The 26,881-nt window shown below is 70.4% G+C and carries 26 protein-coding genes and 3 pseudogenes; 5 read left to right on the top strand and 24 right to left on the bottom strand.

What is annotated here, in order from left to right:
* From atpA to prmC, 9 genes and pseudogenes are all read right to left on the bottom strand, one after another.
* Positions 1-1,533, bottom strand: a pseudogene (atpA, locus tag NE358_RS05010) (F0F1 ATP synthase subunit alpha); the annotation flags it as partial.
* Between the two features lie 62 nt (positions 1,534-1,595).
* On the bottom strand, positions 1,596-2,384 hold the full coding sequence (locus tag NE358_RS05005; protein ID WP_103210255.1) for a F0F1 ATP synthase subunit delta: 789 nt from the start codon (positions 2,382-2,384) through the stop codon (positions 1,596-1,598).
* The gene (locus tag NE358_RS05000) at positions 2,384-2,941 is read right to left on the bottom strand and encodes a F0F1 ATP synthase subunit B (RefSeq protein WP_103210253.1); all 558 of its coding nucleotides are present in this window, start codon (positions 2,939-2,941) and stop codon (positions 2,384-2,386) included. Before NE358_RS05000 ends, NE358_RS05005 begins: the two co-directional genes overlap by 1 nt.
* Positions 2,942-2,976: 35 nt before the next feature.
* Positions 2,977-3,210: a F0F1 ATP synthase subunit C gene (atpE, locus tag NE358_RS04995; RefSeq protein ID WP_043360904.1), complete on the bottom strand. Its 234-nt coding sequence runs from the start codon at positions 3,208-3,210 to the stop codon at positions 2,977-2,979.
* Between the two features lie 44 nt (positions 3,211-3,254).
* Complete coding sequence (gene atpB, locus NE358_RS04990; RefSeq protein WP_499318337.1) at positions 3,255-3,974, bottom strand: F0F1 ATP synthase subunit A; 720 nt, start codon at positions 3,972-3,974, stop codon at positions 3,255-3,257.
* Positions 3,975-4,279: 305 nt separating this feature from the next.
* Positions 4,280-4,720: a Cg1360 family ATP-synthase-associated protein gene (locus NE358_RS04985; protein ID WP_499318336.1), complete on the bottom strand. Its 441-nt coding sequence runs from the start codon at positions 4,718-4,720 to the stop codon at positions 4,280-4,282.
* 44 nt (positions 4,721-4,764) lie between these two features.
* Complete coding sequence (locus NE358_RS04980; protein WP_103210246.1) at positions 4,765-5,937, bottom strand: MraY family glycosyltransferase; 1,173 nt, start codon at positions 5,935-5,937, stop codon at positions 4,765-4,767.
* A complete protein-coding gene (locus NE358_RS04975) occupies positions 5,934-6,671 on the bottom strand; it encodes an L-threonylcarbamoyladenylate synthase (RefSeq protein WP_289942021.1) in 738 nt (245 codons plus the stop codon). The genes NE358_RS04980 and NE358_RS04975 overlap by 4 nt, the downstream gene beginning before the upstream one ends.
* Before the next feature lie 39 nt (positions 6,672-6,710).
* Positions 6,711-7,604: a peptide chain release factor N(5)-glutamine methyltransferase gene (gene prmC / locus NE358_RS04970; RefSeq protein WP_141375524.1), complete on the bottom strand. Its 894-nt coding sequence runs from the start codon at positions 7,602-7,604 to the stop codon at positions 6,711-6,713.
* 99 nt (positions 7,605-7,703) lie between these two features.
* Between prmC and cysK the strand changes: the two genes are divergently transcribed.
* Both cysK and epsC read left to right on the top strand, forming a co-directional pair.
* Positions 7,704-8,642 (top strand): cysteine synthase A, encoded by a 939-nt coding sequence (gene cysK / locus NE358_RS04965; RefSeq protein ID WP_141375522.1) that lies wholly within the window; start codon positions 7,704-7,706, stop codon positions 8,640-8,642.
* Position 8,643: 1 nt separating this feature from the next.
* Complete coding sequence (gene epsC, locus NE358_RS04960; RefSeq protein ID WP_141375520.1) at positions 8,644-9,213, top strand: serine O-acetyltransferase EpsC; 570 nt, start codon at positions 8,644-8,646, stop codon at positions 9,211-9,213.
* Positions 9,214-9,265: 52 nt separating this feature from the next.
* Here epsC and NE358_RS04955 read toward each other — a convergent pair whose 3' ends face one another.
* Together NE358_RS04955 and NE358_RS04950 are read right to left on the bottom strand one after the other, a co-directional pair.
* Complete coding sequence (locus NE358_RS04955; protein ID WP_353853284.1) at positions 9,266-10,129, bottom strand: acyl-CoA dehydrogenase family protein; 864 nt, start codon at positions 10,127-10,129, stop codon at positions 9,266-9,268.
* Between the two features lie 30 nt (positions 10,130-10,159).
* A pseudogene (locus NE358_RS04950) lies at positions 10,160-10,486 on the bottom strand (acyl-CoA dehydrogenase family protein); the annotation flags it as partial.
* Between the two features lie 29 nt (positions 10,487-10,515).
* Here NE358_RS04950 and NE358_RS04945 point away from each other — a divergent pair.
* From NE358_RS04945 to NE358_RS04935, 3 genes and pseudogenes are all read left to right on the top strand, one after another.
* A pseudogene (locus tag NE358_RS04945) lies at positions 10,516-10,755 on the top strand (cupin domain-containing protein); the annotation flags it as partial.
* A gap of 138 nt (positions 10,756-10,893) precedes the next feature.
* The gene (locus NE358_RS04940; protein WP_258873355.1) at positions 10,894-11,175 is read left to right on the top strand and encodes a helix-turn-helix domain-containing protein; all 282 of its coding nucleotides are present in this window, start codon (positions 10,894-10,896) and stop codon (positions 11,173-11,175) included.
* Positions 11,176-11,285: 110 nt separating this feature from the next.
* A complete protein-coding gene (locus NE358_RS04935) occupies positions 11,286-12,689 on the top strand; it encodes an amidase (protein WP_289942016.1) in 1,404 nt (467 codons plus the stop codon).
* A 123-nt stretch (positions 12,690-12,812) separates the two neighbouring features.
* On the opposite strand, the gene NE358_RS04930 is transcribed toward NE358_RS04935, so the two are convergent.
* The 13 genes from NE358_RS04930 to NE358_RS04870 all read right to left on the bottom strand — a co-directional run bounded on the left by NE358_RS04930 (position 12,813) and on the right by NE358_RS04870 (position 26,856).
* Entirely contained in the window at positions 12,813-13,406 is a 594-nt protein-coding gene (locus NE358_RS04930) for a GrpB family protein (RefSeq protein ID WP_289942014.1), read from the bottom strand.
* 9 nt (positions 13,407-13,415) lie between these two features.
* Positions 13,416-14,492, bottom strand: a complete 1,077-nt coding sequence (gene prfA, locus NE358_RS04925) for a peptide chain release factor 1 (RefSeq protein WP_141375510.1) — start codon at positions 14,490-14,492, stop codon at positions 13,416-13,418.
* 32 nt (positions 14,493-14,524) lie between these two features.
* Positions 14,525-15,685: a transcription termination factor Rho gene (gene rho / locus NE358_RS04920; RefSeq protein ID WP_499318565.1), complete on the bottom strand. Its 1,161-nt coding sequence runs from the start codon at positions 15,683-15,685 to the stop codon at positions 14,525-14,527.
* 427 nt (positions 15,686-16,112) lie between these two features.
* Positions 16,113-16,694 carry a hypothetical protein gene (locus NE358_RS04915; RefSeq protein WP_499318333.1) on the bottom strand — a complete coding sequence of 194 codons (582 nt, stop codon included), beginning with the start codon at positions 16,692-16,694 and terminating at the stop codon, positions 16,113-16,115.
* Between the two features lie 153 nt (positions 16,695-16,847).
* Complete coding sequence (gene thrB, locus NE358_RS04910; RefSeq protein ID WP_289942004.1) at positions 16,848-17,780, bottom strand: homoserine kinase; 933 nt, start codon at positions 17,778-17,780, stop codon at positions 16,848-16,850.
* Positions 17,777-18,859 carry a threonine synthase gene (gene thrC / locus NE358_RS04905; protein WP_103210227.1) on the bottom strand — a complete coding sequence of 361 codons (1,083 nt, stop codon included), beginning with the start codon at positions 18,857-18,859 and terminating at the stop codon, positions 17,777-17,779. Before thrC ends, thrB begins: the two co-directional genes overlap by 4 nt.
* Position 18,860: 1 nt before the next feature.
* Entirely contained in the window at positions 18,861-20,216 is a 1,356-nt protein-coding gene (locus NE358_RS04900) for a homoserine dehydrogenase (RefSeq protein WP_103210225.1), read from the bottom strand.
* Positions 20,213-21,661, bottom strand: a complete 1,449-nt coding sequence (gene lysA / locus NE358_RS04895; protein ID WP_289941999.1) for a diaminopimelate decarboxylase — start codon at positions 21,659-21,661, stop codon at positions 20,213-20,215. The genes NE358_RS04900 and lysA overlap by 4 nt, the downstream gene beginning before the upstream one ends.
* A 234-nt stretch (positions 21,662-21,895) precedes the next feature.
* The gene (locus tag NE358_RS04890) at positions 21,896-22,666 is read right to left on the bottom strand and encodes an LmeA family phospholipid-binding protein (RefSeq protein ID WP_141375504.1); all 771 of its coding nucleotides are present in this window, start codon (positions 22,664-22,666) and stop codon (positions 21,896-21,898) included.
* Positions 22,667-22,669: 3 nt separating this feature from the next.
* Positions 22,670-24,334: an arginine--tRNA ligase gene (locus NE358_RS04885; RefSeq protein WP_289941997.1), complete on the bottom strand. Its 1,665-nt coding sequence runs from the start codon at positions 24,332-24,334 to the stop codon at positions 22,670-22,672.
* 39 nt (positions 24,335-24,373) lie between these two features.
* The gene (locus tag NE358_RS04880; RefSeq protein WP_289941995.1) at positions 24,374-25,177 is read right to left on the bottom strand and encodes a transglutaminase-like domain-containing protein; all 804 of its coding nucleotides are present in this window, start codon (positions 25,175-25,177) and stop codon (positions 24,374-24,376) included.
* Positions 25,178-25,231: 54 nt separating this feature from the next.
* Positions 25,232-25,705 (bottom strand): hypothetical protein, encoded by a 474-nt coding sequence (locus tag NE358_RS04875; RefSeq protein ID WP_289941993.1) that lies wholly within the window; start codon positions 25,703-25,705, stop codon positions 25,232-25,234.
* The gene (locus NE358_RS04870) at positions 25,702-26,856 is read right to left on the bottom strand and encodes a serine/threonine-protein kinase (RefSeq protein ID WP_289941990.1); all 1,155 of its coding nucleotides are present in this window, start codon (positions 26,854-26,856) and stop codon (positions 25,702-25,704) included. The genes NE358_RS04875 and NE358_RS04870 overlap by 4 nt, the downstream gene beginning before the upstream one ends.
* Positions 26,857-26,881: the final 25 nt, after the last annotated feature.

The following is a 26,881-nucleotide window of genomic DNA, read 5'->3' as shown; positions in this document are numbered from 1 at the left end:
GAATTCCTTCGCGAACGCGTCGATCTTCTGCTCCAGCTCCGCGAGCGTGTCGTCGCCGAGCACGTTCGTCTCGCGCAACGTGTCGAGCACGGTCGAGTTGCGGCGGAGGTAGTCCAACAGCTCGCGCTCGAAGCGAAGGACATCGGACACCTCGACGGTGTCGAGCTTGCCGTTCGTGCCGGCCCAGATCGAGACGACCTGCTCCTCGACCGGGTACGGCGAGTACTGCGGCTGCTTGAGGAGCTCGGTCAGACGGGCACCACGGGCGAGCTGACGGCGCGACGCCGCGTCGAGGTCGCTCGCGAACATCGCGAAAGCCTCGAGCGAGCGGTACTGCGCGAGCTCCAGCTTCAGCGTTCCGGAGACCTTCTTGATCGACTTGACCTGAGCGTCACCGCCCACGCGCGAGACCGAGATACCCACGTCGACCGCGGGACGCTGGTTGGCGTTGAAGAGGTCGGACTGCAGGAAGATCTGGCCGTCGGTGATCGAGATCACGTTGGTCGGGATGTACGCCGAGACGTCGTTGGCCTTGGTCTCGATGATGGGCAGACCCGTCATCGAACCGGCCCCGAGCTCGTCGGACAGCTTCGCGCAACGCTCGAGCAGACGCGAGTGCAGGTAGAAGACGTCACCGGGGTACGCCTCGCGGCCCGGCGGACGGCGCAGCAGCAGCGAAACAGCACGGTAGGCCTCGGCCTGCTTCGAGAGGTCGTCGAAGATGATGAGGACGTGCTTGCCGCCGTACATCCAGTGCTGACCGATGGCCGAGCCGGTGTAAGGGGCGAGGTACTTGAATCCGGCGGGGTCGGAGGCCGGGGCTGCGACGATGGTGGTGTACTCCATCGCGCCGGCCTCCTCGAGGGCGCCCTTCACCGAAGCGATGGTCGAGCCCTTCTGGCCGATCGCGACGTAGATGCAGCGCACCTGCTTGTTGACGTCGCCGGACTCCCAGTTGGCCCGCTGGTTGATGATCGTGTCGATCGCGATGGCCGTCTTACCGGTCTGGCGGTCGCCGATGATGAGCTGGCGCTGGCCGCGTCCGACCGGGATCATCGCGTCGATCGCCTTGATGCCGGTCTGCAGGGGCTCGTGAACGCTCTTTCGCTGCATGACGCCGGGCGCCTGGAGCTCGAGCGCGCGACGGCCCTCGGTCGCGATCTCGCCGAGACCGTCGATCGGGTTGCCGAGCGGGTCGACGACGCGACCCAGGTAGCCGTCACCGACGCCGACCGAGAGGACCTCACCGGTGCGGGTGACGCTCTGGCCTTCTTCGATGCCGGCGAAGTCGCCGAGGACGACCACACCGATCTCGTTCTCGTCGAGGTTCTGAGCGAGGCCGAGCGTGCCGTCCGCGAAGCGGATGAGCTCGTTGGCCATGACGCCCGGAAGGCCCTCGACGTGTGCGATGCCGTCGGCCGCGTCGACGACGGCGCCGACCTCGGTCGCCGCAGCGCCGGTGGGCTCGTAGGCGTTGACGAAGTCCTTCAGCGCGTCACGAATGACGTCGGGGCTGATAGAGAGATCTGCCATTGTCTTCCTTCGTTCGTGGGGCACTCGGCCCCCAGATCCACGCCCACTCGGGCGGAAAGTCTTTAGCCTGCGATCCGCTGGCGGAGGTCAGCGAGACGTGCGGACACGCTCGCGTCGATGACGTCGTCCGCGACCTGCACGCGCAGACCGCCGACCACCGTCGGGTCGATCACGGTGTTCAGCGTGACCGCCGAACCGTAACGTGCGCTGAGAGAGTTCTGCAGACGGGTCTGCTGCTCGGCGCTCAGAGGTGCCGCGGCGTACACGGTCGCGACGATGCGCGCGCGCTGGTCGGCGACGATGCGCTCGGCACGGCGCAGCAGAGCGCGCACACGGCGACCGCGGGCGTTCTGCACCAGCGACGACACGATGAGTGCAGTGCCCGCGCTCGCGCGACCGTCGAGAAGGGTCGAGACGAGCGACCCCTTCGCCGAGGCGCCGCCGAGGCGCCCACCGAGAGCGAGCTCGAGCTCGCCGTTGCTCGCGACGGTGCGCGAGAAGGCGAACAGCTCCGACTCGATGTCCGCCGACTCGGCGACCGAGGTCGCCTGGATCGCCAGCTCTTCGAGACCCTCCACGAACTGCCCGGCGTTCGACCAGCGCTGCTGGGCGGCGCTGGAGAGCAGGGCGACGGTGGCGGGACGGTAGGTGGAGCCGAAGACGGCCGAGACCAGCCCCGCGCGAGCGGGGGCCGGCACCGACGAGTCGGACAGCGCGCCGCTCAACTGCGACGATCCGCTCACGGCACCGACGGCCGCGAACAGCTCGCGCGCGACGTCGAGATCGACGCCCGACGTGGAGGCCAGCGCCTCCGTCGTCGCGGTCCGCGCCTGAGTGGTCGCGCTGCCCATTACTTGGCCGCCTTCTCGGACGCCTCGAGCTCGGCGAGGAAGCGGTCGACCACGGCGTTCGCACGCGCGTCGTCGGACAGGGTCTCACCGATCACGTTGCCGGCGAGGTCGACCGCGAGGGTACCGACCTCGGAGCGCAGCTGCACGAGGGTGGCCTGACGCTCGGCCTCGATCTGGGCGTGCGCGGACGCGGTGATGCGAGCGGCATCGGCGGCCGCGGTCTCGCGCGCCTCGGCGACGATCTTGCGACCGTCCTGCGTGGCGGACTCGCGGATCTCACCGGCTTCGCGGCGCGCCTCGGCGAGCTGAGCCGTGTACTGCTCGAGGGCGGCCTCGGCCTGACGCTGGGCCTCGTCGGCCTTCGCGATGTTGCCCTCGATGGCAGCACTGCGCTCGTCGAGCAGCTTCGCCATGCGCGGCAGAGCGACGCGCCACACCACGAAGATGATGACGACGAAGCACACCGCCGACCAGATGATGTCGTAGACCGCAGGAAGCAGCGGGTTGTGCGCTTCCCCCGCGGGCTCCGCGGCGAGAGTGACAAGAGCGTTCAGCATCCTGTCTCCTTACAGTGAATCGAGAGCGGCCGGGATCAAGTGAAGATGAAGCCGGTCGCGATACCGATGAAGGCGAGCGCCTCGGTGAAGGCGATACCGATGAACATCAGGACCTGCAGGCGGCCCGCGAGCTCGGGCTGACGGGCGACGCCCTCGATCGTCTTGCCGACGACGATGCCCACGCCGATGGCGGGGCCGATGGCGGCGAGACCGTAGCCGATCGTGGCGACGTTACCGGTGACCTGGGCGAGAACCGTAGTTGCGTCCACGGGTTTTTTCCTTTCGTTGGGTGGCTCGGCGTGCGCCGGGCCGCTCAGTGCTCTTCTGCGACCGCGAGCTGGATGTAGACCGCGGTGAGGATCGCGAAGACGTACGCCTGGAGGAAGGCGACGAAGATTTCGAACAGGGTGAAGGCGAAGCCGAAGGCCAGCGAACCGGCGCCGAGAGCCGTCCACCATCCGCTGAGCCCGACGACGAAGAACTGCGTCGCCGAGAAGAACAGCACCAGCATGAGGTGACCGACGACCATGTTCATCAGCAGACGCAGCGTCAGGGTGACGGGCCGGATGATGAACGTGGAGAGGAACTCGAGCGGGACGATGATGATGTACAGCGGCCACGGGACGCCCGAGGGCAGCAGCGCGTTCTTGAAGAAGCCGGCGGGACTCTTCTTGATGCCTGCGTAAATGAAGGTGACGTAGGCCACGATCGCGAGCAGCATCGGAACGGCGATGACGCTGGTGCCGGCGATGTTCAGGAACGGGATGACACCCGTGATGTTCATGAACAGCACCATGAAGAAGATGGTGGTGAGGATCGGCAGGAAGCGCTTGCCGTCCTTGCGGCCGAGGATGTCCTCGGCGATGTTGACCCGGACGAAGTCGAGGCCCATCTCGGCGACGCTCTGGAAGCGGCCGGGGACGATCTTCATGCGGCGAGTGCCGAGCACAAGGAAGAGAACGAGGGCCAGCGTCGCCAGCATCTGCGTGAGGTTGATACGCGTGATCGCGAAGATCGTGCCCTCGAACAGCACCGCATCCGGGAAGAACTCCGAAATGGACGGCGGGTGGAACTCGGCACCCGCGGACGCGAAGTTCGTGATCAGGGTCGCAGCTTGAGTAGTCAGCGCTGGCTCCAGCTTCGGGGCATCGGTGTGAACCGTTGCGACGATGGTCGGTGATTGTTACCCGAAGTGCGAGCCTGGAGAAGAGTTCCAATCGCGGGTGGGTACTACGGCAACCCTATCAAACTCCCGGCGGATCCATGAGTCCGGCTGCAGCGATCGTCTCGCCGGCGGACTAGTGGGCCTCGACGTGCCGCCTCATGGGATACGGGGGCCTAGGATCGGCGGTCGCCCGCGTCGGGGTCGGTGGGCAGAGTCACATCGCTCACGCTCGGGATGCGCATGCGCAGGAGCACCACCACGTCGACGGCGAGCGAGGCGATCACGCTGACGACGAGCGCCACGTAGAAGACGACCGGGTCGACCCAGCCCTGTCCGCGCAGCACGACGATCGCCACGATGAACAGGATGAGCTTGAGCAGCCAGCCGCCCAGAACGATCCCGAAGAAGATCGGGACGTAGAGGGGATCGCCGAACCAGCGGTTCGCCACGAGGATGCTGATGGCCGTCACCGCGAGGAAGATCGCGCTGACGGCGACGCCCGACAGCGCGCTGCCGAGGCCTCCCCCACCTCCGACGAGGAAGCCGAGCGCGGCACCGAGAACGAGGAGCACCGCCGTCACGATGCCGCCCCAGACCAGGGCGGTGCGCAGCACCGGGGTACTGGAAAGAGGGCGGCGAGGGGCGGGGGGAACACTGCTCATGAGGGGGACTCCGGTCGGGTGGGTCGGGGGCGGCGGGTCAGCCGCAGACGGTGTTGGGAGGGCAGGAGCGTGAGGACGGCGCACGCGGCGACGCCGGTCACGCCGAAGGCGATGCCGATCGCATAGTCGCCGGGCCAGCCCTGCTGGGTGCCGATGTACATCAGCAGGAACGCGAGGCTCACCACGGCGGTCCAGCTGTAGAAGATGAGGACCGCGTCGCGGTCGGTGTGCCCCATATCGAGCATGCGGTGGTGAAGGTGCTTGCGATCCGGGGAGAAGGGCGACCGGCCCGCCCACTGCCGCCGCACCACCGCGAGACCGAAATCGAGCAGGGGGAGCAGCACGATGACCACGGGCAGCAGGATGGGGATGAACGCCCCGAGCAGCTGGGAACGGCCGATCTTCTCCGGGTCGAGAACGGCGGGGTCGAGCTGACCGGTGATCGCGACGGCGGAGCTCGCCATGAGCAGCCCGAGCATGAGCGCCCCGGCATCGCCCATGAACAGCTTGGCCGGAGTCCAGTTCATCGGCAGGAACCCCAGGCACGCGCCCACGAGCACCGCCGCGATGAAGGAGGCGAGGTTGAAGTAGGTGCTCGCTCCCGTGTCGCGCACGAGAAGGTACGAGTACGCGAAGAAGACGCCGTTCGCGATCAGACAGACGCCCGCCACCAGGCCGTTCAAACCGTCGATGAAGTTCACGGCGTTCATGACCACCACCATCGCGAACACGGTCAGCAGGAAGCTCACCCAGCTCGATCCCACCGTGAGAGCGCCGATCGGAAGCGACAGGATCTGCAGTTGACCGAACCAGGCGATGACGCCGGCCGCCACGAACTGCGCCCCGAGCTTGATCATCCAGTCGAGATCCCACAGATCGTCGGCGACGCCGACGAGCACGATGAGCAGCACCGCGCCGAGGAGCGAGAGCACCGGCACGGGGTCGATCCAGAAGATCGCGAAGTACGGGTTTTTGCTCGAGAGCGCGAAGGCCGCCACCACGCCGAGGAACATGGCGACGCCGCCGAGCCGCGGGGTCGGAGTCTTGTGCACGTCGCGGTCACGGATGCCGGGGTACAGCTTGAACCGCAGGGCGAGCTTCCACACCACCCACGACAGCGCGAGCGTGACCGCCGCCGTGAACAGGATGGTGAGGAGGTATTGGGTCACAGACCCGGCGCCTCGGCATCCGGGGTCGTCGCGGACGGCGCCGCCAACGGATCGGCGACGTCGTCGACGGGATCGGGCTCGAGGAGGTCGCCCACCACCGCGCGCAGACGGTCGCGCGAGATCGCCCCCTCGCGCAAGACGCGGATCCGGGGTTCTGCTCCCCCGACGAGCGTCGTCGCGTCGATGATCGTCGAGGCGATGCCCGTCTCGCTGACGCCGGCGTCGAGGTAGACGGCCACGCTGTCGCCGAGCATGTCGCGGGCGGAGTCGATGTCGACCGCCGCGGCGCTACCCGTGAGGTTCGCGCTCGACACAGCGAGCGGCCCGGTCTCTTCGAGGAGCTCGAGCGTCATCTTCTGCGCGGGCATGCGGACCGCGACCGTGCCGTGGGTGTCACCGAGGTCCCACGAGAGCGAGGGCTGCGCGGGGAGCACGATCGTCAGTCCACCCGGCCAGAACTCGCGGACGAGGTCGTCGACGGCGGGAGGGATCTCTGCGACGAGGGCCCGCAGCGTTCCGACACCGGGAACGAGGACCGGCGGCGGCTGCTGTCGCCCGCGCCCCTTCGCCTCGAGCAGGCCCGCGACGGCGCGCGCGTTGAACGCGTCTGCGGCGATTCCGTAGACGGTGTCGGTGGGGAGCACGACGAGTTCGCCGCGGCCGATCGCTTGACGCGCGTGGCGCATCCCGGACAGCAGCTGCGATTCGTCACGGCAGTCGTAGACGGGTGACATAACGCGCGTCAGTCTAGTCGCGCGCCGCCACCCGCGTGGTCACGGGCGGGTAGCGGTCGTGGCGCGGTCCCTGCTCGTCAGATCGGGGTGGGTCGCAGCCGAGCGCCAGCCGTCGGCGGTGAGGATGTCGCGAATCGCCGCCCCCTGCCACTCGCCGTGCTCGATGACGAGAGTCGCACCGGAGTGGCCGAGGCGGAGTCCGACGCGGCTGAGGTGGCGCACGGCATCCAGGCCGTCCGGTCCTCCGTACAGCGCCGCCGGCGGGTCGTAGAGGCGCACCTCGGGATCGCGCGGGATCGCGTCATCCGGGACGTAGGGAGGGTTGGATGCCACGACCGAGACGGTTCCGTCGAGTTCGGGGAACGCGTCGGCGAGATCGACGAAGGCGAGCGTGACGTTTTCGGCGCGGAGTCGGGCCACGTTCTGCTTCGTCCAGACGAACGCGTCGACCGAGTTCTCCGCTGCGAACACGCGCGAATGCGGCACCTCCGTGGCCATCGCGAGCGCGATGGCTCCGGAGCCGGTGCCGAGATCGACCGCGATCGGAGCCTCGGATGCCGCGGAGCGCAACGCGTCGATCGCGAGCTGGGCCACCATCTCGGTCTCGGGGCGCGGGACGAAGACGCCCGGGCCCACGGCGAGCTCCATCGAGCGGAACGGCGCGAGACCGGTGAGGTGCTGCAGCGGCTCGCGAGCCGCGCGGCGGTCGATCAGAGGGGCGAGCGCCCGCGCGGCCGGCTCCGGCATCCGGTCCCCTCGGACCGCGGCCGCTTGAACGCCACCGCGGGAGGAGCCGAGGACATGGGCCGTAAGCAACTCGGCGTCGACCTGGGGGTCGGGCACTCCCGCTGCGTGCAGTCGCTGGGCGGCGGAGCGCACGGCATCCGCGACGGAAACGGCGACGGGGGCAGGGGGCGGGACGGTCTCTGGCATGACGGGAGCCCAGCCTAGTCGCGCGGCGTCACACGGGCCGGCGGTGTCGGAAGGCTCGCCTAAAATGATCGCGTCCCGACCGACGGCGAAAGGCGAGCCATGCCCGGCATCCACTCCGACATCACCTCTGCATTCGGCGACACGCCGCTCGTGCGGCTTAACCGCGTCGCCGAGGGCGCCGGCGGCCAGATCCTCGCCAAGCTCGAGTTCTACAACCCCGCGTCGAGCGTCAAGGACCGCCTGGGCATCGCGATCGTCGACGCGGCCGAGGCCTCGGGCGAGCTCAAGCCCGGCGGCACGCTCGTCGAGTCGACGAGCGGCAACACCGGCATCGCCCTCGCCATGGTGGGCGCCGCCCGCGGCTACAAGGTCATTCTCACGATGCCGGCGTCGATGTCGAAGGAGCGCCGCATCCTCCTCAAAGCCTTCGGGGCGGAGCTCGTCCTCACCGACCCGACCAAGGGCATGTCGCACGCCGTCGACGAGGCCAAGCGCATCGTCGCCGAGACGCCGGGCGCGGTCTGGGCCCGCCAGTTCGAGAACGAGGCGAACCCCGCGATCCACCGCAAGACCACGGCGGAAGAGATCCTGCGCGACACCGACGGCAAGGTCGATTACTTCGTCGCCGGCATCGGCACCGGCGGCACCATCACCGGCGTCGGCCAGGTGCTCAAGGAGCGCGTACCCGGAGTGAAGGTCGTGGCCGTCGAGCCCGCCGACTCCCCCGTGCTCACGAAGGGCCACCCCGGACCCCACAAGATCCAGGGCATCGGCCCCAACTTCGTGCCCGCGATCCTCGACCGCGACATCATCGACGAGGTGATCGACGTCGAGTTCGACGACGCGATCCGCCTCGCCCGCGAGACCGCGGCCAAGGACGGCATCCTCGTCGGCATGTCGTCGGGTGCGGCGATCTGGGCGGCCCTCGAGGTCGCGCGCCGCCCCGAGGCGGCCGGCAAGAACATCGTCGTCATCATCCCCTCGTACGGCGAGCGGTACCTCTCGACCGCGCTCTACGAGCACCTGCGCGAAGACTGACGTGGGGGCCCTCTCCCACCTGCGCGACGACATCTCGGCCGCCAAACTCCGCGACCCCGCGGCGCGCGGCGGTCTTGAGATCGCCCTGCTCTATCCGGGCCTGCACGCCGTCTGGTCGTACCGGATCGCGAACCGCCTCTGGCGGCGCGGCCTCCGCTTTCCCGCACGAGCCCTGTCGCAGGTGACGCGGTGGCTCACCGGGGTCGAGATCCACCCCGGTGCCACGATCGGACGCCGCTTCTTCATCGACCACGGAATGGGCGTCGTGATCGGCGAGACCGCCGAGGTCGGCGACGACGTCATGCTGTATCACGGCGTCACGCTCGGCGGTCGTCAGCGCGAGGGCGGGAAGCGCCACCCCACCCTGCACGACGGGGTCGCGGTCGGCGCGGGGGCGAAGATCCTCGGGCCGATCACTCTCGGGGCTCGCTCCGTCGTGGGGGCGAACGCCGTCGTCACGCGAGACGCACCGGCCGACAGCGTGCTCGTGGGCGTGCCCGCCACTGCGCGTCAGCGCCGCGCCGGCGAAGACACCCGTGCGGTGCTGACGACGCCCGAGTACTGGATCTGAACACTCCTGTGCGGACCCGCCATCGCCGCGGGCCCGCACAGGAGCGGCTCGATCAGACCGACAGGCGGTTCTCCGCCGCGGCCAGAGGGTCGTACCCGGGGGTACGCAGCATCTCGTGCAGATGCCGGCGACGCACGCCCATATTGCCCCCGTCATAGATGGGTAGGCAGAGCACATCCAGCATGATGTCGCCGAGTGGAGCGCGGTCGCCGTACGAGTCCACGCCCACGAGGCGCATCGCGTCGTAGACGGTCTGCACCGACAGCTCGGAGTTGTAGATCTTCGACATGTTCGACAGCTCGCGGTCGAGGCCCCCGGTCTTGTCGAAGTGGTCCGCGGCCTTCCAGGCGAAGTAGCGGCCCACCTCGATGCGGGTCTTGATGTCGGCGAGCATGTAGCCGGCGTTCTGGTGGTCGATGACCGGCACGCTGCCGGAGCGCTTCTCGGTCGAGACGAAGTCGTACGCGATCTCGAACGCGCGGCGCATCTTGCCGACCGCCGCCGCGGCGATGCTCGAGCACGTCCACGAGAACGACCCCTTCGTCAGCGCGAGCCCGTCGCCGGGGGCGCCGATCAGGTTCTCGACCGGCACGCGTACGTCGACGAAGTCCACGTACGGGGAGTTGGTGGCGAGGTGGCCGATCGTGTCGATGATGCCCGAGAACGTGACTCCGGGCGTGCCCTTCTCGACCACGATGATCGCGAGCGACTCGGCCGGCGGCTTCGTCTCATCGATGCGGCAAACGACGCTGATGATGTCGGCTCCCTCGTCGTCCCAGCCGGAGGCGTTGGTGGTATATGCCTTGCGGCCGTTGATGACCCATTCGTCCCCGTCGCGGACGGCGAAGGTCTGCACCCCGTAACGGGGATCGGGGTGGTCGAAGTTGGCGCCCCCGGCGGCCTCGGTGAAAGCGATGGCCGCGAGAGCCGGGCTGCCGTCGACGAACGGCGCGAGGAAGCGCTCCTTCTGCTCGGGTGTGCCCGCCGTGATGATGGGGAACGTGCCGAGACCCGTACCGAGGACGATGGTCGGAGTGTTGATCTCGACGCGCGCGAGCTCCTCGCAGGCGAGCGCGAACTGCAGGTTGCTGAAGCGGTGCCCGCCGTTCTCGACGGGGATGAGGCCCTTGACGAAACCGGCATCCACCATCTGCTGATAGAAGGGCTTCAGGGCGCGGAACCGGTCGAGAGGGTCGGGGATCGGCGCGATGAGGTCGGGGACCTGGCTGAGGACGGTCTCGGCGAACTCGCGCGCCTGCAGGCGGAGACCGAGCTGCTCTTCGGAGAGGGGGCCCCGGGACGTTCACGATCGTGGATGCCACCCGCTCGTTCACCCTGGACTACCTCGACCCGTGGCGCACCGTGTCGTTCCGCGTTCCCGTACGCGACGTACCCGAGAGCCTGCGGGCCGAGGCCACGGCCCGCACGTTCTCGACGGGCACAGGGCTCGGTGCCGTCCTCGCCGACACCCTGCGCTCGTCGTGGTCACAGGCGTCGCGAATGAGCGACAGCGAAGCGGATGCTGTGGGAGCAGCCGTGGCGTCCCTCAGTCGCGCGCTCTCCCCCTCGACGCGAACCGACGCCCTCCGCGAGGAGGCAGGCGGTGACGAGGTGCTGCGCCGGAGCATCGAGCACCATCTCGAACGGCACGTCCGGTTCGCCGACACCTCCCCCGCCGCGATGGCCCGCCACTTCGCCATCTCGGTGCGCAAGCTCCACCAACTGTACGAAAGCGCGCCCCTGACCTACGGACAGACGGTGATGCGCACGCGTGTCCTCGCGTGCGCCGAGGACCTGCGGGCCGAGCGCGGTCGGGCGACGATGACGCATCTGGCCGCGAAGTGGGGATTCAGCGATCTCTCGCACCTGCATCGTGCGTTCCGCCACCATCTCGGTCACTCTCCGCGCGAGGTGCTCGCGCAACTCGACGCGGACGTGGCCGCGTGGGAGCGCGCCGGCTGAGATCCGGTCGCGACATCGCCGAGCCCCGTCACCGGCGTGCTGCGACGGGGCTGCGGACGCGCAGACCGCCGGCCGGATGTCGCACGGTCCCGACACCGTAGGCTCGTGGCATGACGCGCCTGCACGATCTGACGTTGGTCGCGCAGCTCGCGGAGCTGACGAGCGGGACGGTGAGTCCGCGCGAGCTGACCGCACATTATCTCGACCGCATCGCCCGGTTCTCCGACCTGGGCGCCTTCGTCGAGACGACCCCGGACGCCGCCCTCCACCGCGCCGACGCAATCGGCGCCGGCACCCCGCACGGCGCCCTCTGGGGCGTCCCGCTGGCCGACAAGGATCTCGTGGCGCGCGCCGGCGTCGCCACCCGCTACGGGTCGAGGGCACGCGTGAGCCACGTGCCCGTGGCATCCGACCCTCTCGCCGACGCCCTCGACGCCGCCGGGGCCATCAACCTCGGCAAGACGAGCACATCGGAATTCGGGCTGACCGGCTTCACCGAGCCGCTCATCCACGCCCCGACCCGCGACCCCTGGCGCCCGTCCTCGGGAGCGGGCGGGTCGAGCGGGGGTGCCGCGGTCGCGGTTGCGGCAGGCCTTCTGCCCGCGGCCGTGGGGTCGGACGGTGGCGGGTCCATCCGCATCCCGTCCTCGACCGTCGGCGTCGTCGGGCTGAAGCCCTCGCGCGGGCGATTGCCCCTCGGTTCCGGCTTCGACTCCCCCGACGGCCTGTCCGTGACGGGGCCGATCGCGCGCTCGGCCGAGGACGCCGGGCTGCTGCTCGACGCGCTCGTCGGTCTCGCCCCGTTCCGCTACGCCACGGCCGCTCCGGGAACCGGGCCGTTCGTCGCAGCCGCGCGTCGCGAGCAGGTCGACCTCCGCATCGGTGCCACCACCGTCTCTCCGTGGGACGACGACGAAGACATCCGCCTCGACGTAGACGCCCGGCACGCCTTCGACACCGCCGCCGCCTGGCTCGCCGACGCGGGCCACGCGGTGACGGATGCCGACTGGCATCCGGTCGGATACGCGTCGCTGTTCCATGTGCTCTGGCGGGCGAGCGCGGCGCGGATTCCTCTCGGCGAAGCCGACATGGACCTCGTGGAACCGCTGACCGCGTGGCTCGTGCGGGAGGGACGCCGGCTCGACGCTCTCGACCTGCTCGACGGGCTCGCCGCCGCACGGGCGTTCGAGCGGCGGACGATCGCGGATTTCGCCGCCTTCGACGCCGTCCTCATGCCCGCTCTCGCGCAGGCTCCCCAACCGGTGGGCGCGTACGCGGGGCACAGCCCCGAGCGCACGTTCGCGATGCAGGTCGAATACGCGCCGTACTCGAGCTTCGTCAACGTCGCGGGGCTCCCCGCGATCACGCTCCCGGTCGTCGCCGACGGCACCGGCCACCCGGTCTCGGTCCAGCTGGTCGGGCGTCCCGGGGGCGAGGCGGTCCTGCTGTCGCTCGCCGCGCAGCTCGAAAGCCGTCGCGGTCCGCTCCCCCACCCGCCCGTATGGGGCTCCTGACCACTCAGCGATGGCGCGCGGGAGATCCGGCACGTCGCCGACCGCCGGGGCGTCCCGTACTGCGTCCGGGCCGGAGATCCCGCACCGTCGTGGACGGACGGTCGCACGCCGGCACCGCGGACGTCAGGGCAAAAGCCCCGCGGCCACGAATGCTCGTGCGTAGATCTCACGGATCACGCCCTCTTTGCGGGCGTTGTACTCGCTCATCAAGCCGTCGGCCGCGACCTCGCGCTTGACCGCGGCGTACCGCTCCCGATCGGCCGCGTCTGTGCGAAGCCAGTCGCGGAAGATGCGGTGCCGCGCCGCCTCGGGGCTGTCGGGCGGCCACACGTGCAGGTTGGCGGCCGGCTGGGCCGAGACCAGGCAGCGGTGCCCGAGCCACCACGGCTCGCGCACGCGAAGCACGAACCCGAGCGACTCGAGGGCGGGCACGTAGGCGTCTTCGTCGTCGGTGTCGGCGACCATCAGGTCGATGTCGATGACGGGTTTGGCGGCCAGCCCCGGCACCGACGTCGAACCCACATGCTCGATCCGCAGCGCACGCTCGCCGAGCGCCTCGACGATGCCCGCGCGGAGCGTGTCGAAGACCCCCGGCCAGTCGGCATCCGGTTCCACGATCTCGATGTGCCGCGCCTGCTCGGGCGAGCCGACCCACGGTGAGAGCCCGGGCGGGGGCGGAGTGTCGTCGAAGGTGACGATCTGGGCGGCGGTGAGCACCACCCGAGCTTAGGAGTCGGCGAGGGCCGCGAGACGCGCTTCCTCGTCGGCGGTGATGGCCGACTCGATGATCGGGCCGAGGGCGCCGTCCATGACCTGGTCGAGGTTGTACGCCTTGTAACCGGTGCGGTGGTCCGCGATGCGGTTCTCGGGGAAGTTGTACGTACGGATGCGCTCGGAGCGGTCCATGCCGCGGATCTGCGACTTGCGCGCGTCGGCGGCGACCGCGTCGCGCTCCTCCTGCTGCTTGGCGAGAAGGCGGGCGCGCAGCACGCGCATGCCCGCCTCGCGGTTCTGCAGCTGCGACTTCTCGTTCTGCATCGACACGACGATGCCCGTGGGCACGTGGGTGATGCGGACGGCCGAGTCGGTCGTGTTGACGGACTGTCCGCCGGGACCCGACGAGCGGAACACGTCGATCTTGAGATCGTTGGGGTCGATCGCGACCTCTTCGGGCTCGTCGACCTCCGGGAAGACCAGCACACCCGTGGTCGAAGTATGGATGCGCCCCTGCGACTCGGTCGCCGGTACGCGCTGCACGCGGTGCACACCACCCTCGTACTTCAGGTGGGCCCAGACGCCCTGCGCGGGGTCGCTCGACGATCCCTTGATCGCGACCTGCACGTCTTTGTAGCCGCCCAGGTCGGACTCGGTGCGCTCGAGGAGCTCGGTCTTCCAGCCCATGGACGCCGCGTACTGCAGGTACATCCGCAGCAGGTCGGCCGCGAAGAGAGCGCTCTCCGCTCCTCCTTCGCCGCCCTTGATCTCCATGATGACGTCGCGGGCGTCGTCGGGGTCGCGCGGGATGAGCAGACGCCGCAGACGCTCCTGCGTCTCGGCGACCCGCTCTTCGAGCCCTGGCACTTCGTCGGCGAACGCCTCGTCCTCTCGCGCGAGTTCGCGAGCGGCCTCGAGGTCGTCGGATGCCGCGACCCAGGCCTCGTGCGCCGTGACGATTCGCGACAGCTCGGCGTACCGCCGGTTGACGCGCTTGGCGCGCGCGGCGTCCGCGTGCACGGCCGGGTCGGAAAGCTCTTCCTGGACGGCCTTGTGCTCCTCGAGCAGTCCGCGGACCGACTCGAACATCGCGGGCTCCGACATCGCGCCTCCCGCCCCGATCAGCGGATGCTGTTGTCGTCACCGCCGCGCGCGGGCGCCGGGATCGACTTCTGCATCTGCACGAGGAACTCGACGTTGGACTGGGTCTCCTTGAGCTTGCCGAGCACGACCTCGAGGGCCTGCTGGGGCTCGAGACCGGCCAGCGCGCGACGGAGCTTCCAGGTGATCTTGACCTCGTCGCTCGACAGCAGCATCTCTTCGCGGCGGGTGCTCGACGCGTTGACGTCGACGGCCGGGAAGATGCGCTTGTCGGCGAGCTGACGGTTCAGGCGCAGTTCGCTGTTGCCGGTGCCCTTGAACTCCTCGAAGATCACGTCGTCCATCTTGGAGCCGGTCTCGACGAGAGCGGTGGCGAGGATCGTGAGCGATCCGCCGTTCTCGATGTTGCGCGCTGCGCCGAAGAAGCGCTTGGGCGGGTAGAGCGCCGAGGCATCGACGCCACCCGAGAGCACGCGGCCCGAGGTGGGGGCGGCGAGGTTGTACGCGCGGCCGAGGCGGGTGATCGAGTCGAGCAGCACGACGACGTCGCGGCCGAGCTCGACCAGACGCTTGGCGCGCTCGATGGCCAGTTCGGCGACCGTGGTGTGGTCTTCGGCCGGGCGGTCGAACGTCGAGGCGATGACCTCGCCGCGCACCGTGCGCTGCATGTCGGTGACCTCTTCGGGGCGCTCGTCGACGAGCACGACCATGAGGTGGACCTCGGGGTTGTTCGTGGCGATCGCGTTGGCGATCTGCTGCAGAACGATGGTCTTACCGGCCTTGGGCGGGGCGACGATCAGGCCGCGCTGGCCCTTGCCGACCGGGGCGACCAGGTCGATGATGCGCTGCGTGAGCTTCTCGGGGCCGGTCTCCAGGCGCAGGCGCTCCTGGGGGTAGAGCGGCGTGAGGTTGTTGAACTCGACGCGAGCGGCGGCGTCGTCGACCGACAGGCCGTTGATCGAGTCGACCTGCACGAGGGCGTTGTACTTCTGACGGCCCTGCTGCTCGCCCTCGCGGGGCTGCTTGATGGCGCCGACGACGGCGTCGCCCTTGCGGAGGTTGTACTTCTTGACCTGACCGAGCGAGACGTAGACGTCGCTCGGGCCGGGCAGGTAACCGGTGGTGCGCACGAACGCGTAGTTGTCGAGCACGTCGAGGACGCCGGCGATGGGGACGAGCACGTCGTCCTCGCCGATCTCGGTCTCGAACTCGTCGCCCGTGGGGGTCTGGCCGCGGCGCTTGTTGCGCTGGCGGTTGCGGCTGTTGGTCGCCCCGCCCTGCTGCTGCTGGGCCTGCTGGCCGTTCTGGGCGTTGTCACGCTGGGCGTTGTCGCGCTGGGCGTTGTCGCGCTGGCCGCCCTGCTGCTGCGGGGCCTCGGCCTCGTCGGCGGCGGGCTGGGCCGGAGCCTCGGCCTTGTCGGCGTCGGTCTTGTTGCGGTTGCGGTTGCGCGAGCGGCTGCGGCCACGGCCGCGGGCCGGGGCCTCGTCGGCCTGCTCGGCGGCACCGTCGGCGGGCGCGGCGGCACCGTCGGCGGGCGCGGCGTCGGCCTGCTCGGCGTCGCCCTCGGCGGGCGCGGTGTCGGGGGCGGGCGCCTCGGCGGCGGACGCGTCAGCGGCGACCGCGGGGTCTCTGTCTCGGCGTCGGCGGCCACGTCGGCGGCCGTGGTGACGGGGTCGTCGCGGACTCGTCGGTCGCGGCCTCGGCGGCGGGCGCCTCGGCGGCGGCGGGCGCCTCGGCGGCGGCGGCGTCAGCGGCGGCCTTCTCTTCGGCGGCGGCGGCTTCGGCGGCGGCCGTCTCTTCGGCGGTCGCGCTCTTGGCGCGACGCGGGGCACGCTTGCGCGGGGCGCGTGCGGGCTTCTCGACCGGGGCCGCCTCTTCGGCGGCGGGCTCCGCGGCAGCAGCGGCGACAGGCGCCTCCGAGGCGGGAGCATCGGCCGCGGGTGCATCGGCGGCGGGCGCGTCCGCGACCGCCTCGGCCGGGGCCTGCGCGGCGAGGGCGTCGTCGGTGAACAGCGCCTCGGGCTGCGCGTCGGCGGCCGCCTCAGCGGGCTCCTCGGCCGCGGGGGCGTCGGCGCCCTCGGGGGTCTGTTCGGTGTCGGTGCCCTCCGCCGCAGCCGTGGGCTGCTCGTCGGCGGGGGTCTCGGCGCCCTCGGGCGCGTCGACGGGCTGGGTCTCGGAGATGGACTCCACGAGTGCTCCTCAGAAAATGAAACGTGATCAGATCGCGCTTCGCCGTGCAGAACGCAGACGAAGGACACCAGCGGTTCGGGAGACTGCAGCCGATACCGGGTTCGCGATGTGTTGCGGATTTCGCAGGTGGTGCAGAGGCTCAGATTCGCGAAGTTACGCGGAACCCTCTGCGTTTTTCACTGTACCACCCTTGACGTCGACGGCGAGCATGAGCGCCTGCCACGGGGTGTCGACCACGGATGCCATAAGATCCGCCGCCTCGAGTCGCTGCCCCGGCCCGTCGGCCAGCACCAGCACGCTGGGCCCGGCTCCCGACACGACCGCCGCGTACCCCTCCGCGCGGAGGGCCCGCACGAGCCGATCGGTCTCGGGCATGGCCTGCGCGCGATAGTTCTGGTGCAGCTTGTCTTCGGTCGCCGCCATCAACAGCTCGGGACTCTGCGTCATCGCCGCGATCAGCAGAGCCGAACGCGAGACGTTGAACACCGCATCCTCGCGCGGCACCTGCAGGGGCTGCAGGCTCCGCGCCACCGCGGTCGACATGGTGAAGCTCGGGACGAAGACCAGCGGAGAGACGCCGCGGTGGACGATGAGCTGCTTGTGCTGGGGGCCGGCGGCATCCATCCACGCGATGGTGAGTCCGCCGAACAGGCCGGGCGCGACGTTGTCGGGGTGGCCCTCCATCTCGGTGGCCAACCGCAGCAGATCGACGTCGCTCAAAGCGACCTCTCCCTCGAGCAGCCCCTTCGCGGCCAGGATGCCGGCGACCACCGCGGCCCCCGACGACCCCATGCCGCGCCCGTGCGGGATCACGTTGTGCGCCGTCAGCCGGAGCCCCGGAAGGGAGCGACCGACCGAGGCGTAGGTGTGCGCCATCGCGCGCACCACGAGGTGCGAGGCGTCGCGGGGGACGTCGACCGTCCCCTCGCCCTCGACCTCGATCTCGAGGCGATCGCCGTCGAGCTGCTCGACGACGAGTTCGTCGTAGACGCTCAGGGCGAGGCCGAGGGTGTCGAAGCCGGGCCCGAGGTTCGCGCTGGTGGCGGGAACGCGGACGGCGACCCGACGACCGGGGCCTGAGCTCACGCGGTCACCGGCTGAAGGTCGAGCACGGAGGCGACCTCCGAGGTGGCGGCGTCGACGACAGTGGGCGAGACGTCGGTGCCGTCGGCGCGACGCAGGGCCCACTGGGGGTCCTTGAGCCCGTGGCCCGTGACGGTGAGGACGACCTTGGCGCCCGCGGGGACGACCCCGGCCTCGGCGCGTTCGAGCAGACCCGCGACGCTGATCGCGGAGGCGGGCTCGACGAAGATGCCCACCTCGCCGGCGAGGATCTTCTGCGCCTCGAGGATGCCGGCGTCGTCGATCGCGCCGAAGTAGCCGTCGGTGGCGTCGCGCGCCTCGAGAGCCAGCTCCCACGACGCGGGGTTGCCGATGCGGATCGCGCTCGCGATGGTCTCGGGCTGCTTGACGACCTCGCCGCGCACGAGGGGCGCGGAGCCGGCGGCCTGGAAGCCGAACATGCGCGGCACGCGGGTGGAGACACCGCGGGCGGCCTCTTCGCGGTAGCCGCGCGAGTAGGCGGTGTAGTTGCCGGCGTTGCCGACGGGGATGAAGTGGAAGTCGGGGGCGTCGCCCAGAACCTCGACGACCTCGTAGGCGGCGGTTTTCTGCCCCTCGATGCGGTCGGGGTTCACCGAGTTGACCAGGTGCACCGGGTAGTGGTCGGCGAGCTCGCGCGCGATCTCGAGGCAGTCGTCGAAGTTGCCGCGGATCTGGATGAGCCGGCCGTTGTGGGCCACGGCCTGGCTGAGCTTGCCCATGGCGATCTTGCCCTCGGGCACGAGCACCGCGGCGGTGATGCCGGCGTGCGCGGCGTACGCGGCGGCGGAGGCCGAGGTGTTGCCGGTCGAGGCGCAGATGACGGCCTTGGCGCCGTGCTCGACGGCACGCGAGAGAGCCACGGTCATGCCGCGATCCTTGAACGACCCGGTGGGATTCATCCCCTCGTACTTCACCCACACGTCGGCGCCGGTGCGGCGCGAGAGCGCCGGCGCCGGAAGCAGCGGCGTGCCGCCCTCGCCGAGGGTGACGACAGTGGAGGCGTCGGTGACACCCAGACGGTCGGCGTATTCGCGGAGGACTCCGCCCCAGAGGTGTGCCATGTCAATTCCCTTCCACGCGCAGCACGGAGACCACGCGCTCGACGACGCCGCTCGCGGCGAGACGCTCGACGGTCTCGCTCAAATCCTGCTCGCGTGCCTTGTGTGTTCCGATGACCAGGCGGGCGGATCCCGCTCCGGTCGCTGAGCCTGTCGCAGCGCCCGAGTCTCCGGCATCCGGAGTCGCCTCGATGACCGTCTGCTCGACCGTCGCGATCGAGACGCGCCCCTCACTGAGAATCCCGGCGACCGTCGCGAGGACGCCCGGCTGATCGTCGACCTCGAGGGTGATCTGGTAACGCGTGATGACGCGACCGATCGGCACGGCCGGGAGGTTCGCGCGCGTCGACTCGCCGACGCCCACACCACCCGCGATGTGGCGGCGCGCTGCCGAGACGACGTCGCCGAGGACCGCGGAGGCGGTCTGCACGCCACCGGCGCCGGCACCGTAGAACATCAGGTCGCCCGCGGCCTCGGCCTGCACGAAGACGGCGTTGTTCGCACCGTGCACACTCGCGAGAGGATGGGTGCGTTCGACGAGGGCCGGGTACACGCGCACGGAGATCGATTCGGTACCGCCGTCCTCGGCGGCCAGACGCTCGCACACCGCGAGCAGCTTGATCACGTACCCGGCGTGACGCGCCGACTCGATCATCGCGGCGTCGACCGAGGTGATGCCCTCGCGGTGGACGGCATCCAGCGGGACGGTCGTGTGGAACGCGAGGCTGGCGAGGATCGCGGCCTTCTGCGCGGCGTCGTAGCCCTCGACGTCGGCGGTGGGATCGGCCTCGGCGTACCCGAGGGCCTGCGCCTGGGCGAGGACGTCGGCGAAGTCGGCGCCCTCGGTGTCCATGCGATCGAGGATGTAGTTCGTCGTGCCGTTGACGATTCCCATGATGCGTACCACCCGGTCGCCGGCGAGCGAGTCGCGCAGCGGGCGGATGATCGGGATGGCACCGGCGGCGGCGGCCTCGTAGTACACCTCGGCACCCACCTGATCGGCGGCCTCGAAGACCTCGGAGCCGTGCGTGGCCAGCAGCGCCTTGTTGGCGGTGACGACGTCGGCGCCCGAGGCGATCGCGTGCAGCACCTGCGTGCGTGCGGGCTCGATGCCGCCCATCAGCTCGATGACGATGTCGCTTCCGACGATCAGGGTGTCTGCGTCGGTGGTGAACAACTCCTGAGGGAGATCGACGTCGCGCTTGGCGTCGAGATTGCGCACGGCGATGCCGGCGAGTTCGAGCTTCGCTCCGGCGCGGTCGGCGAGCTCGTCGCCGTGCTTGAGCAGCAGGTCGGCGACCTGCGAGCCGACGGCGCCGGCGCCGAGGAGCGCCACGCGAAGCGTGCGGTAGTCGGTCATTCGGTGTCTCCGTGGGGTGGTGAGGTCGTACCTCGGGGAAGGGGGGAATCGGATGCCGGGATCCCGGCGTCGCGCGCGAGCAGGTCGTCGATGCTCTCTCCGCGCACGATCACACGGGCCTGTCCGTCGCGCACCGCGACAACCGGCGGGCGCGGCGTGTAGTTGTAGTTGCTCGCGAGGGAGAAGCAGTACGCGCCGGTGGCGGGCACCGCGAGCAGATCGCCCGGTGCCACGTCGGCGGGAAGGTACTCGGCATCCACGACGATGTCGCCCGACTCGCAGTGACGTCCGACGACGCGCGAGAGGGCGGGAGTCTCGGAGCTCGCGCGAGAGACGAGGCGCGCCGAGAAATCGGCGCCGTACAGCGCGGGGCGGGCGTTGTCGCTCATGCCGCCGTCGACGCTGACGTAGGTGCGGTCGAGGTCCTCCCCCGCGGTCACGGTCTTGACCGTGCCCACCTCGTAGAGCGTGATGCCGGCCTGACCGACGATGACGCGCCCCGGTTCGGTGGCGACATCGGGCATCGGGATGCCGCGCACCGCGCACTCGTCGGCGATGGCATCGACGATGCCGTCGGCGATCTCTTCGATGGGCTTCGGGTCGTCGACCGAGGTGTAGGAGATGCCGAAGCCGCCGCCGACGTTGAGAAGGGGGATCTCTCCCCCGGCCAGCAGGTCGGCGTGCAGGTCGACCAGACGCGCGGCCGACTCCCGGAAACCGGAGGAGTCGAAGATCTGCGAACCGATGTGCGCGTGCAGCCCCACGAACCGCAGACTCGACAGCTCACGGATACGGGCGACGGCCTCGGCCGCCCCCTCGAGCGAGAAGCCGAACTTCTGGTCTTCGTGGGCCGTGGCCAGGAACGCGTGGGTCTCGGCGTGCACGCCCGTGCGCACCCGCACGAGCACCGGCTGCACGGCTCCGCGCCGCTCGGCGATCGCCGCGAGGCGCTCGATCTCGATCGGACTGTCGACCACGACCGAACCGATGCCGACCTCGACGGCGCGCTCGAGCTCGGACACGTTCTTGTTGTTGCCGTGGAAGCCCAGGCGCGCGGGCTCGGCGCCCCCGGCGAGGGCGACCTCGAGCTCCCCGCGCGTGCAGACATCGACGGAGAGACCCTCGGCGACGACCCAGCGCACGACCTCGGCCGACAGAAAGGCCTTGCCGGCGTAGTACACGCGGGCCCGGATGCCGTGGCGAGCGGCCGCGGCATCGAAAGCGGAGCGCGCACGACGGGCATGGGCGCGCACCTCGTCCTCGTCGAGGACGTAGAGCGGCGTTCCGAAACGGTCACGGAGATCGAAGACCGAGACCCCGCCGACTTCGACCGACCCGTCGTCGACGCGGTGGGCCGAGGCGGGCCAGACGGAGGCGACGAGCTCGTTCGCTTCGGCCGGGGCGGTGAGCCAGGCGGGCACGAGCGCGGAGTGCGAGGCGGACACAGGGGGACCAATCGGGTTTTGCGGCGACGCGACGGCCGCGGATCACGGCTCCCACCCGCGCGGAGAGTCACGCGGCGGGCAGTCCTTGCAGTCTAGGGCACGACGCATGCCGCCCTTTTCCCACACGACCGCCCCTACTGTCTCGGTTCCGAAGGGGCGGGGGCTTCGCGGCACGCGACCGGGATGAACGCACACGCGGACGTCCGGGGCGATGCTCTTCGTCGGGCGGGACGGTCAGCCGCAGGTGCCGTCGCTCTGCAGGGAGGGATCGTTCAGGATGCCGCCGGCCACGTCGAAGGTCGCGACGAGGTCCTGCCCCTGGACGGTGGCCGACGTCAGGGTGAGCCCCTTCGGGAGACGGTCCGCGATGCAGAGGCTCGTCGTCTTCAGAACGGAATCGGCCACGCCGCCGAATTGGCCGCGCAGGGTGTCGGCGTCGATCGCGTTGCCGCCCACCTGGAACGACGACGGCGTGAGCGTCAGATCACCCGATGCGGCACCGGGGGTGACTCCGACGCCGACGGGGATCGCGATGCCGAAGAGCGAGAGAGAGGTCTCCAGCTTCACGTCGGGCGCGGCGACGGTGACGGTGCTGGCCGGGAGGTCGGGCACCTCGGCGAGCAGCGCCTTGAGCTGATCCTGGTCGAGACGCACCGAAGCCACTCCGCCGTCCGCCGCCGCGTCGCCCGAGACGGGGACGCCGCGCAGATCGACCCGGACGTCGCCGGTGATCGGCCCGAGGGTCACGTCGTTCGACGACACGGCGACCTCGTCGAGGCGTCCGCGCAGAAGCTGCGGCAGAACGAGGCCCGCCACCGACACGTCGACGTTCTGATCGTCGGGCAGACCGACGTTCTTCACCACGAGCGAGCGCACCGTGCTGGTGACGACCGAGCGAGCGATGAACTCCGCGGCCACGATCGCCCCGGCGAGCAGGACGACGACGACCACGAGGACGGCGATCCACCGACCGGTGCGGCGGCGGGGGGCCGTGGCATCCGTCATCGTCTACATCCGCTCCGGAGCGCTGACGCCGAGCAGGTCGAGGCCGTTTCGCAGCACCTGGCCGGTGGCGTCGTTCAGCCACAGGCGCGTGCGGTGCACGGACTCGACGGGGGCGTCGCCGAGCGGGATGACGCGGCAGTTGTCGTACCACCGGTGATAGAGACCCGCGAGTTCTTCGAGGTAGCGCGCGACGCGATGCGGCTCGCGCACCTCGGCGGCATACGCGACGATGCGCGGGTACTCCTGCAGTGCGCCCAGGAGCGCCGACTCGGTCTCGTGGTCGAGCAGCTCGGGGGCGAACTCTGAGCGGTCGACGCCGGAGTCCGCGGCGTTGCGCGCGACATTGTGCGTGCGCGCGTGAGCGTACTGCACGTAGAAGACGGGGTTGTCGTTGGTGCGCTTCTGCAGGATCTCGGGATCGAGCGTCAGCGGCGAGTCGGCCGGGTACCGCGCGAGCGAGTAGCGCAGGGCGTCGGTTCCGAGCCACGCCTGCAGGTCGTCGAGCTCGACGATGTTCCCCGCCCGCTTGGACAGGCGCGCACCGTTGATCGAGACGAGCTGGCCGATGAGTACCTCGATGTCCTTCTCGGGGTCGTCGCCCGCAGCACCCGCAAGGGCCTTGAGGCGATGGACGTAGCCGTGGTGGTCGGCGCCGAGCAGGTAGATCTTGTGCGCGAAGCCGCGGTCGCCCTTGTTCAGGTAGTAGGCGGCATCTGCGGCGAAGTACGTGTACTCGCCGTTCGAACGACGGATGACGCGGTTCTTGTCGTCTCCGAAGTCGGTCGTGCGCACCCACACGGCGTCGTCCTCGTCGAAGACGTGACCCTGCTCGCGCAGGCGGTCGACGGCCTCGTCGACGAGGCTCGGCTGGCCCTCGATGCGAGCGTGCAGGTCGCGCTCCGAGAACCAGACGTCGAAGTGCACGTTGAACCGCGCGAGCGAGGCCTGGATCTCGCCGAGCTGGAAGCCGTAGGCGAGCTCGGTGGCGACCGAGATCTGCTCCGCGCGGTCGAGCTCGAGGATGTCGGTGCGGGCGGCCCGGACGCGCTCCGCGAGTGCGGCGATGTAGGCGCCGCCGTAGCCGTCTTCGGGTGTCGGCTCACCGGCGATCGCGGCGACCACCGACCGGCCGAAGCGCTCCATCTGCGCACCGGCGTCGTTGATGTAGAACTCGCGGACCAGCGTCGCGCCGCTCGCGAGCAGCACGCGGGCGATCGCGTCGCCCAGGGCCGCCCAGCGGGTGTGGCCGATGTGCAGGGGACCGGTCGGGTTGGCGCTGACGAACTCGAGATTGATCGTGTTCCCGCGCTGGCTGTCGTTCGTGCCGAACGCGGCGCCCTGCTCGACGATCGTGCGGGCCAGCGCACCGGCGGCCGCGGCGTCCAGGCGGATGTTGATGAAGCCGGGGCCGGCGACCTCGACGCTCGCGATGCCGTCGACGGATTCGAGGCCCGCGGCGATCTCTGCCGCGAACTCACGGGGGTTGACCCCGATGACCTTGGAGAGCTTCAGGGCGGCGTTCGATGCCCAATCGCCGTGGTCGCGGTTCTTGGGCCGCTCGAGGGGAAGGTCGGCGGCGGTGATCCCGGCCGAGGATCCCTCTCGTCGCGCCTCGGCGAGCGGGGCGATGACGGCGAGCAGGGCGGCGGAGAGGGCTGCGGGATCCATAACCCGTCAAGTCTAGAGCGCGTCGCCGGGGAGCCCGCGTCAGGCGATCTGCACCAGGGCCTCGTGGTCGTCGGGCTCCGCAGCGGGGGCGTCTTCGAGCACGGCATCCACGTGCATCCGCTCCAGACCGACATAGCCGCCGTGGAAGCTGAGGAAGGCGCAGTCGGCCGCGTCGCGTCCCGTGGCGATCCGCACGAGCGAGCGGCGGTCGGCGAGGCGCGTGGCGTCGATGACGCACCAGGCCCCGTCGAGGTACGCCTCGGCGACGGCGTGGAAGTCCATCGGCTCCAGTCCCGGGGCGAAGCACGCCGCGTAGCGAGCCGGCACGTCCATCGCGCGCAGGAGGGCGATCACGACGTGGGCGTAGTCACGGCACACGCCCTGACCGGTCGACAGGGTCGTCACGGCGCTGTCGGTGCCCATGCTGAGCCCGGGCGTGTACGTGACGGTGGATGCCACGAAGTCCGACACCGCGGCCAGGAGCTCGCGCCCCGACAGCCCACGGAACTGACGTCGCGCCTGGGCGAAGACCTCGTCGGACTGGCAGTACCGGCTCGGCCGGAGGTACCCGATGGTCTCGAGATCGCTCGTGCGGGGGCTCTGGGCCGCACCCGAGACGAGCGCTTCGTAGCGCACCGAGAGGGGCCCCTGGTCGGCGGTGAGCCGATGGAGTCGACTGCCGGAAGGGTCGACGAGCTCGGTCGGTGCGTAGAGACGGTCGCCCTGTGCGAATGTCAGATTCTCGCTCGCCAGGGGTGCTCCCTGCGCGGCGGTGATCTGGAAGATGAGGTCGACGGAGGCCCCGAGATCGAGGTCGAGTTCAGCGGTCACGCGGCGCGGCACCGGGCAATCCTCGCACGCGTTCCGACCCCCTCGGCACGACCCGGGCGAAGCGGCTCAGCCGTCTTTCTTGCCGGGGCCCTTGCCGTTGCCATTGCCATTGCCGTTGCCCGGTCCCTTGTCGTCTTTTCCGCCGGGACTCTGGTCGTCCGGAGCCGGCTGGGCGGGCTCATCACCACCGTCGTCGACGACCGTGTCCGACGACTGTGTGGGCGCGGGCTCCGTTGTGGGCGTCGGCGTCGGCGTCGGCACGAGAGAGGTCAGGTCGGCTCGGACGGTGGCGATCCGGCTCAGGATGCCGTCGGCTTCGTCCGCGGAGATCTCGCCGGCGTCACGGCGGGCGACCACGTCGGCCTCGAGAGCATCCAGGCTCGCGAGAGCCGAGGCGTAGTCGCCACCGGAGGCCAGATCGGCCACGGTCTGCACGTTCTGCTGCCAGGCCGTGGGGGTCGCAGCCGGCGGGGTGCACGCCGTGAGGACGATGGCCGCGGCGAGGAGGAGGCCCGCGGCGGGGGCGGCGCGGCGGATCACGGACCCACCTGCTTCCAGAGGTCGTCCATGTGCTGGTCGAGGGGCTGGGGAAGCGACGGCAGAGCGGGCTCGTCGGCCCCGCCCCCGGAACCGACAGCTGCGGCGATGCCGACGCCTCCGGCGGCCAGGAGAACCGCAACGACGGCGCCGATGACGAGCGCGCGAGGCGAGGGCTTTGTCTCGGCCCGGCGCCGAGTCGGGTTCACGGACGGCTCGAAGACGCGTGTGGGGCCGGTGCTACCGGCGAGGGCGGCCGTCAAAAGAGGCAAAGCCGGCTTCGCCGGTGCCGATACGGGCACCGTCACCCCCGAGAGGGTGCCGAGCTCGGAGATGAGGCCCGTGGCATCCGGTCTCTCGTTCGGCTCGATCGCGGTCATCCGCTCGAGAACTTCACGCCACGCGGGCGGGATCTGCGCGGGGATCTCGGGAGCCGCGACGAGACGGGCGGCGAGGGCCTCGTGCGGGGTGCGGGACCCGAAGGGGCGGGAGCCGGTCAGCGCCTCGAGCAGGACGAGTCCGAGCGCGTAGACGTCGCTCGCGGGGCCGGCGGGCATCCCCCGCGCTTGCTCGGGGCTGAGGTACGCCGCGGTGCCGATGACCGTGTCGGCTCGGGTGACGCGTGTCGCCCCGACGAGCGAGGCGATACCGAAGTCGGCGAGGGTCGCGCGCGGGCTCTCGCCGGCGTGGGCGGCGGGTCGGATGAGGATGTTCGAGGGCTTCACGTCGCGGTGGACGATGCCGCGACCGTGGATGACGGCGAACGCCTCGGCGATCTCGCGACCGATGCGGGCGACATCGGGCCCCGGAAGCGGTCCGCGCGCTATGCGGTCGGTGAGGGTCGGGCCGGCGATGAGTTCCATGGCCAGGTAGGCCGGCTTCGCGTCGAGCTTGGCGTCGTACAGCGTGACCAGGGAGGGGTGCGACAGGGACGCGAGCAGCCGGATCTCGGAGCGCACGCGCGCCACGTCGGAGGGGTCGGCGCCGTCGCCGTCGATCACCTTGAGGGCGAGGGTGCGTTCGAGAGCGGTGTCGACGGCTTCGTAGACACGCGCGTATCCGCCCTGGCCGAGGACGCGACCGAGGCGGTAGCGCCCGTCGAACAGATCGTCGACGGCCCGGTCGTAGGCGACGGTGGGGGTGGGTTCGGTCATTCTCGTTCTCCGGGGCACGGCCCCG

This window comes from Sphingomonas sp. G5 (genome assembly GCF_052660795.1).
This window is presented reverse-complemented; position numbering and strand designations above follow the sequence as displayed.

Coding starts and splice junctions, on each gene's coding strand:
- NE358_RS05005 (WP_103210255.1), bottom strand. CDS start 2,384: ATGGGCAGCGCGACCACTCAGGCGCGGACCGCGACGACGGAGGCGCTG.
- NE358_RS05000 (WP_103210253.1), bottom strand. CDS start 2,941: ATGCTGAACGCTCTTGTCACTCTCGCCGCGGAGCCCGCGGGGGAAGCG.
- NE358_RS04975 (WP_289942021.1), bottom strand. CDS start 6,671: ATGTCACCCGTCTACGACTGCCGTGACGAATCGCAGCTGCTGTCCGGG.
- prmC (WP_141375524.1), bottom strand. CDS start 7,604: ATGCCAGAGACCGTCCCGCCCCCTGCCCCCGTCGCCGTTTCCGTCGCG.
- cysK (WP_141375522.1), top strand. CDS start 7,704: ATGCCCGGCATCCACTCCGACATCACCTCTGCATTCGGCGACACGCCG.
- NE358_RS04940 (WP_258873355.1), top strand. CDS start 10,894: ATGGCCCGCCACTTCGCCATCTCGGTGCGCAAGCTCCACCAACTGTAC.
- NE358_RS04935 (WP_289942016.1), top strand. CDS start 11,286: ATGACGCGCCTGCACGATCTGACGTTGGTCGCGCAGCTCGCGGAGCTG.
- prfA (WP_141375510.1), bottom strand. CDS start 14,492: ATGTTCGAGTCGGTCCGCGGACTGCTCGAGGAGCACAAGGCCGTCCAG.
- thrC (WP_103210227.1), bottom strand. CDS start 18,859: ATGGCACACCTCTGGGGCGGAGTCCTCCGCGAATACGCCGACCGTCTG.
- NE358_RS04900 (WP_103210225.1), bottom strand. CDS start 20,216: ATGACCGACTACCGCACGCTTCGCGTGGCGCTCCTCGGCGCCGGCGCC.
- NE358_RS04890 (WP_141375504.1), bottom strand. CDS start 22,666: ATGACGGATGCCACGGCCCCCCGCCGCCGCACCGGTCGGTGGATCGCC.
- NE358_RS04885 (WP_289941997.1), bottom strand. CDS start 24,334: ATGGATCCCGCAGCCCTCTCCGCCGCCCTGCTCGCCGTCATCGCCCCG.
- NE358_RS04870 (WP_289941990.1), bottom strand. CDS start 26,856: ATGACCGAACCCACCCCCACCGTCGCCTACGACCGGGCCGTCGACGAT.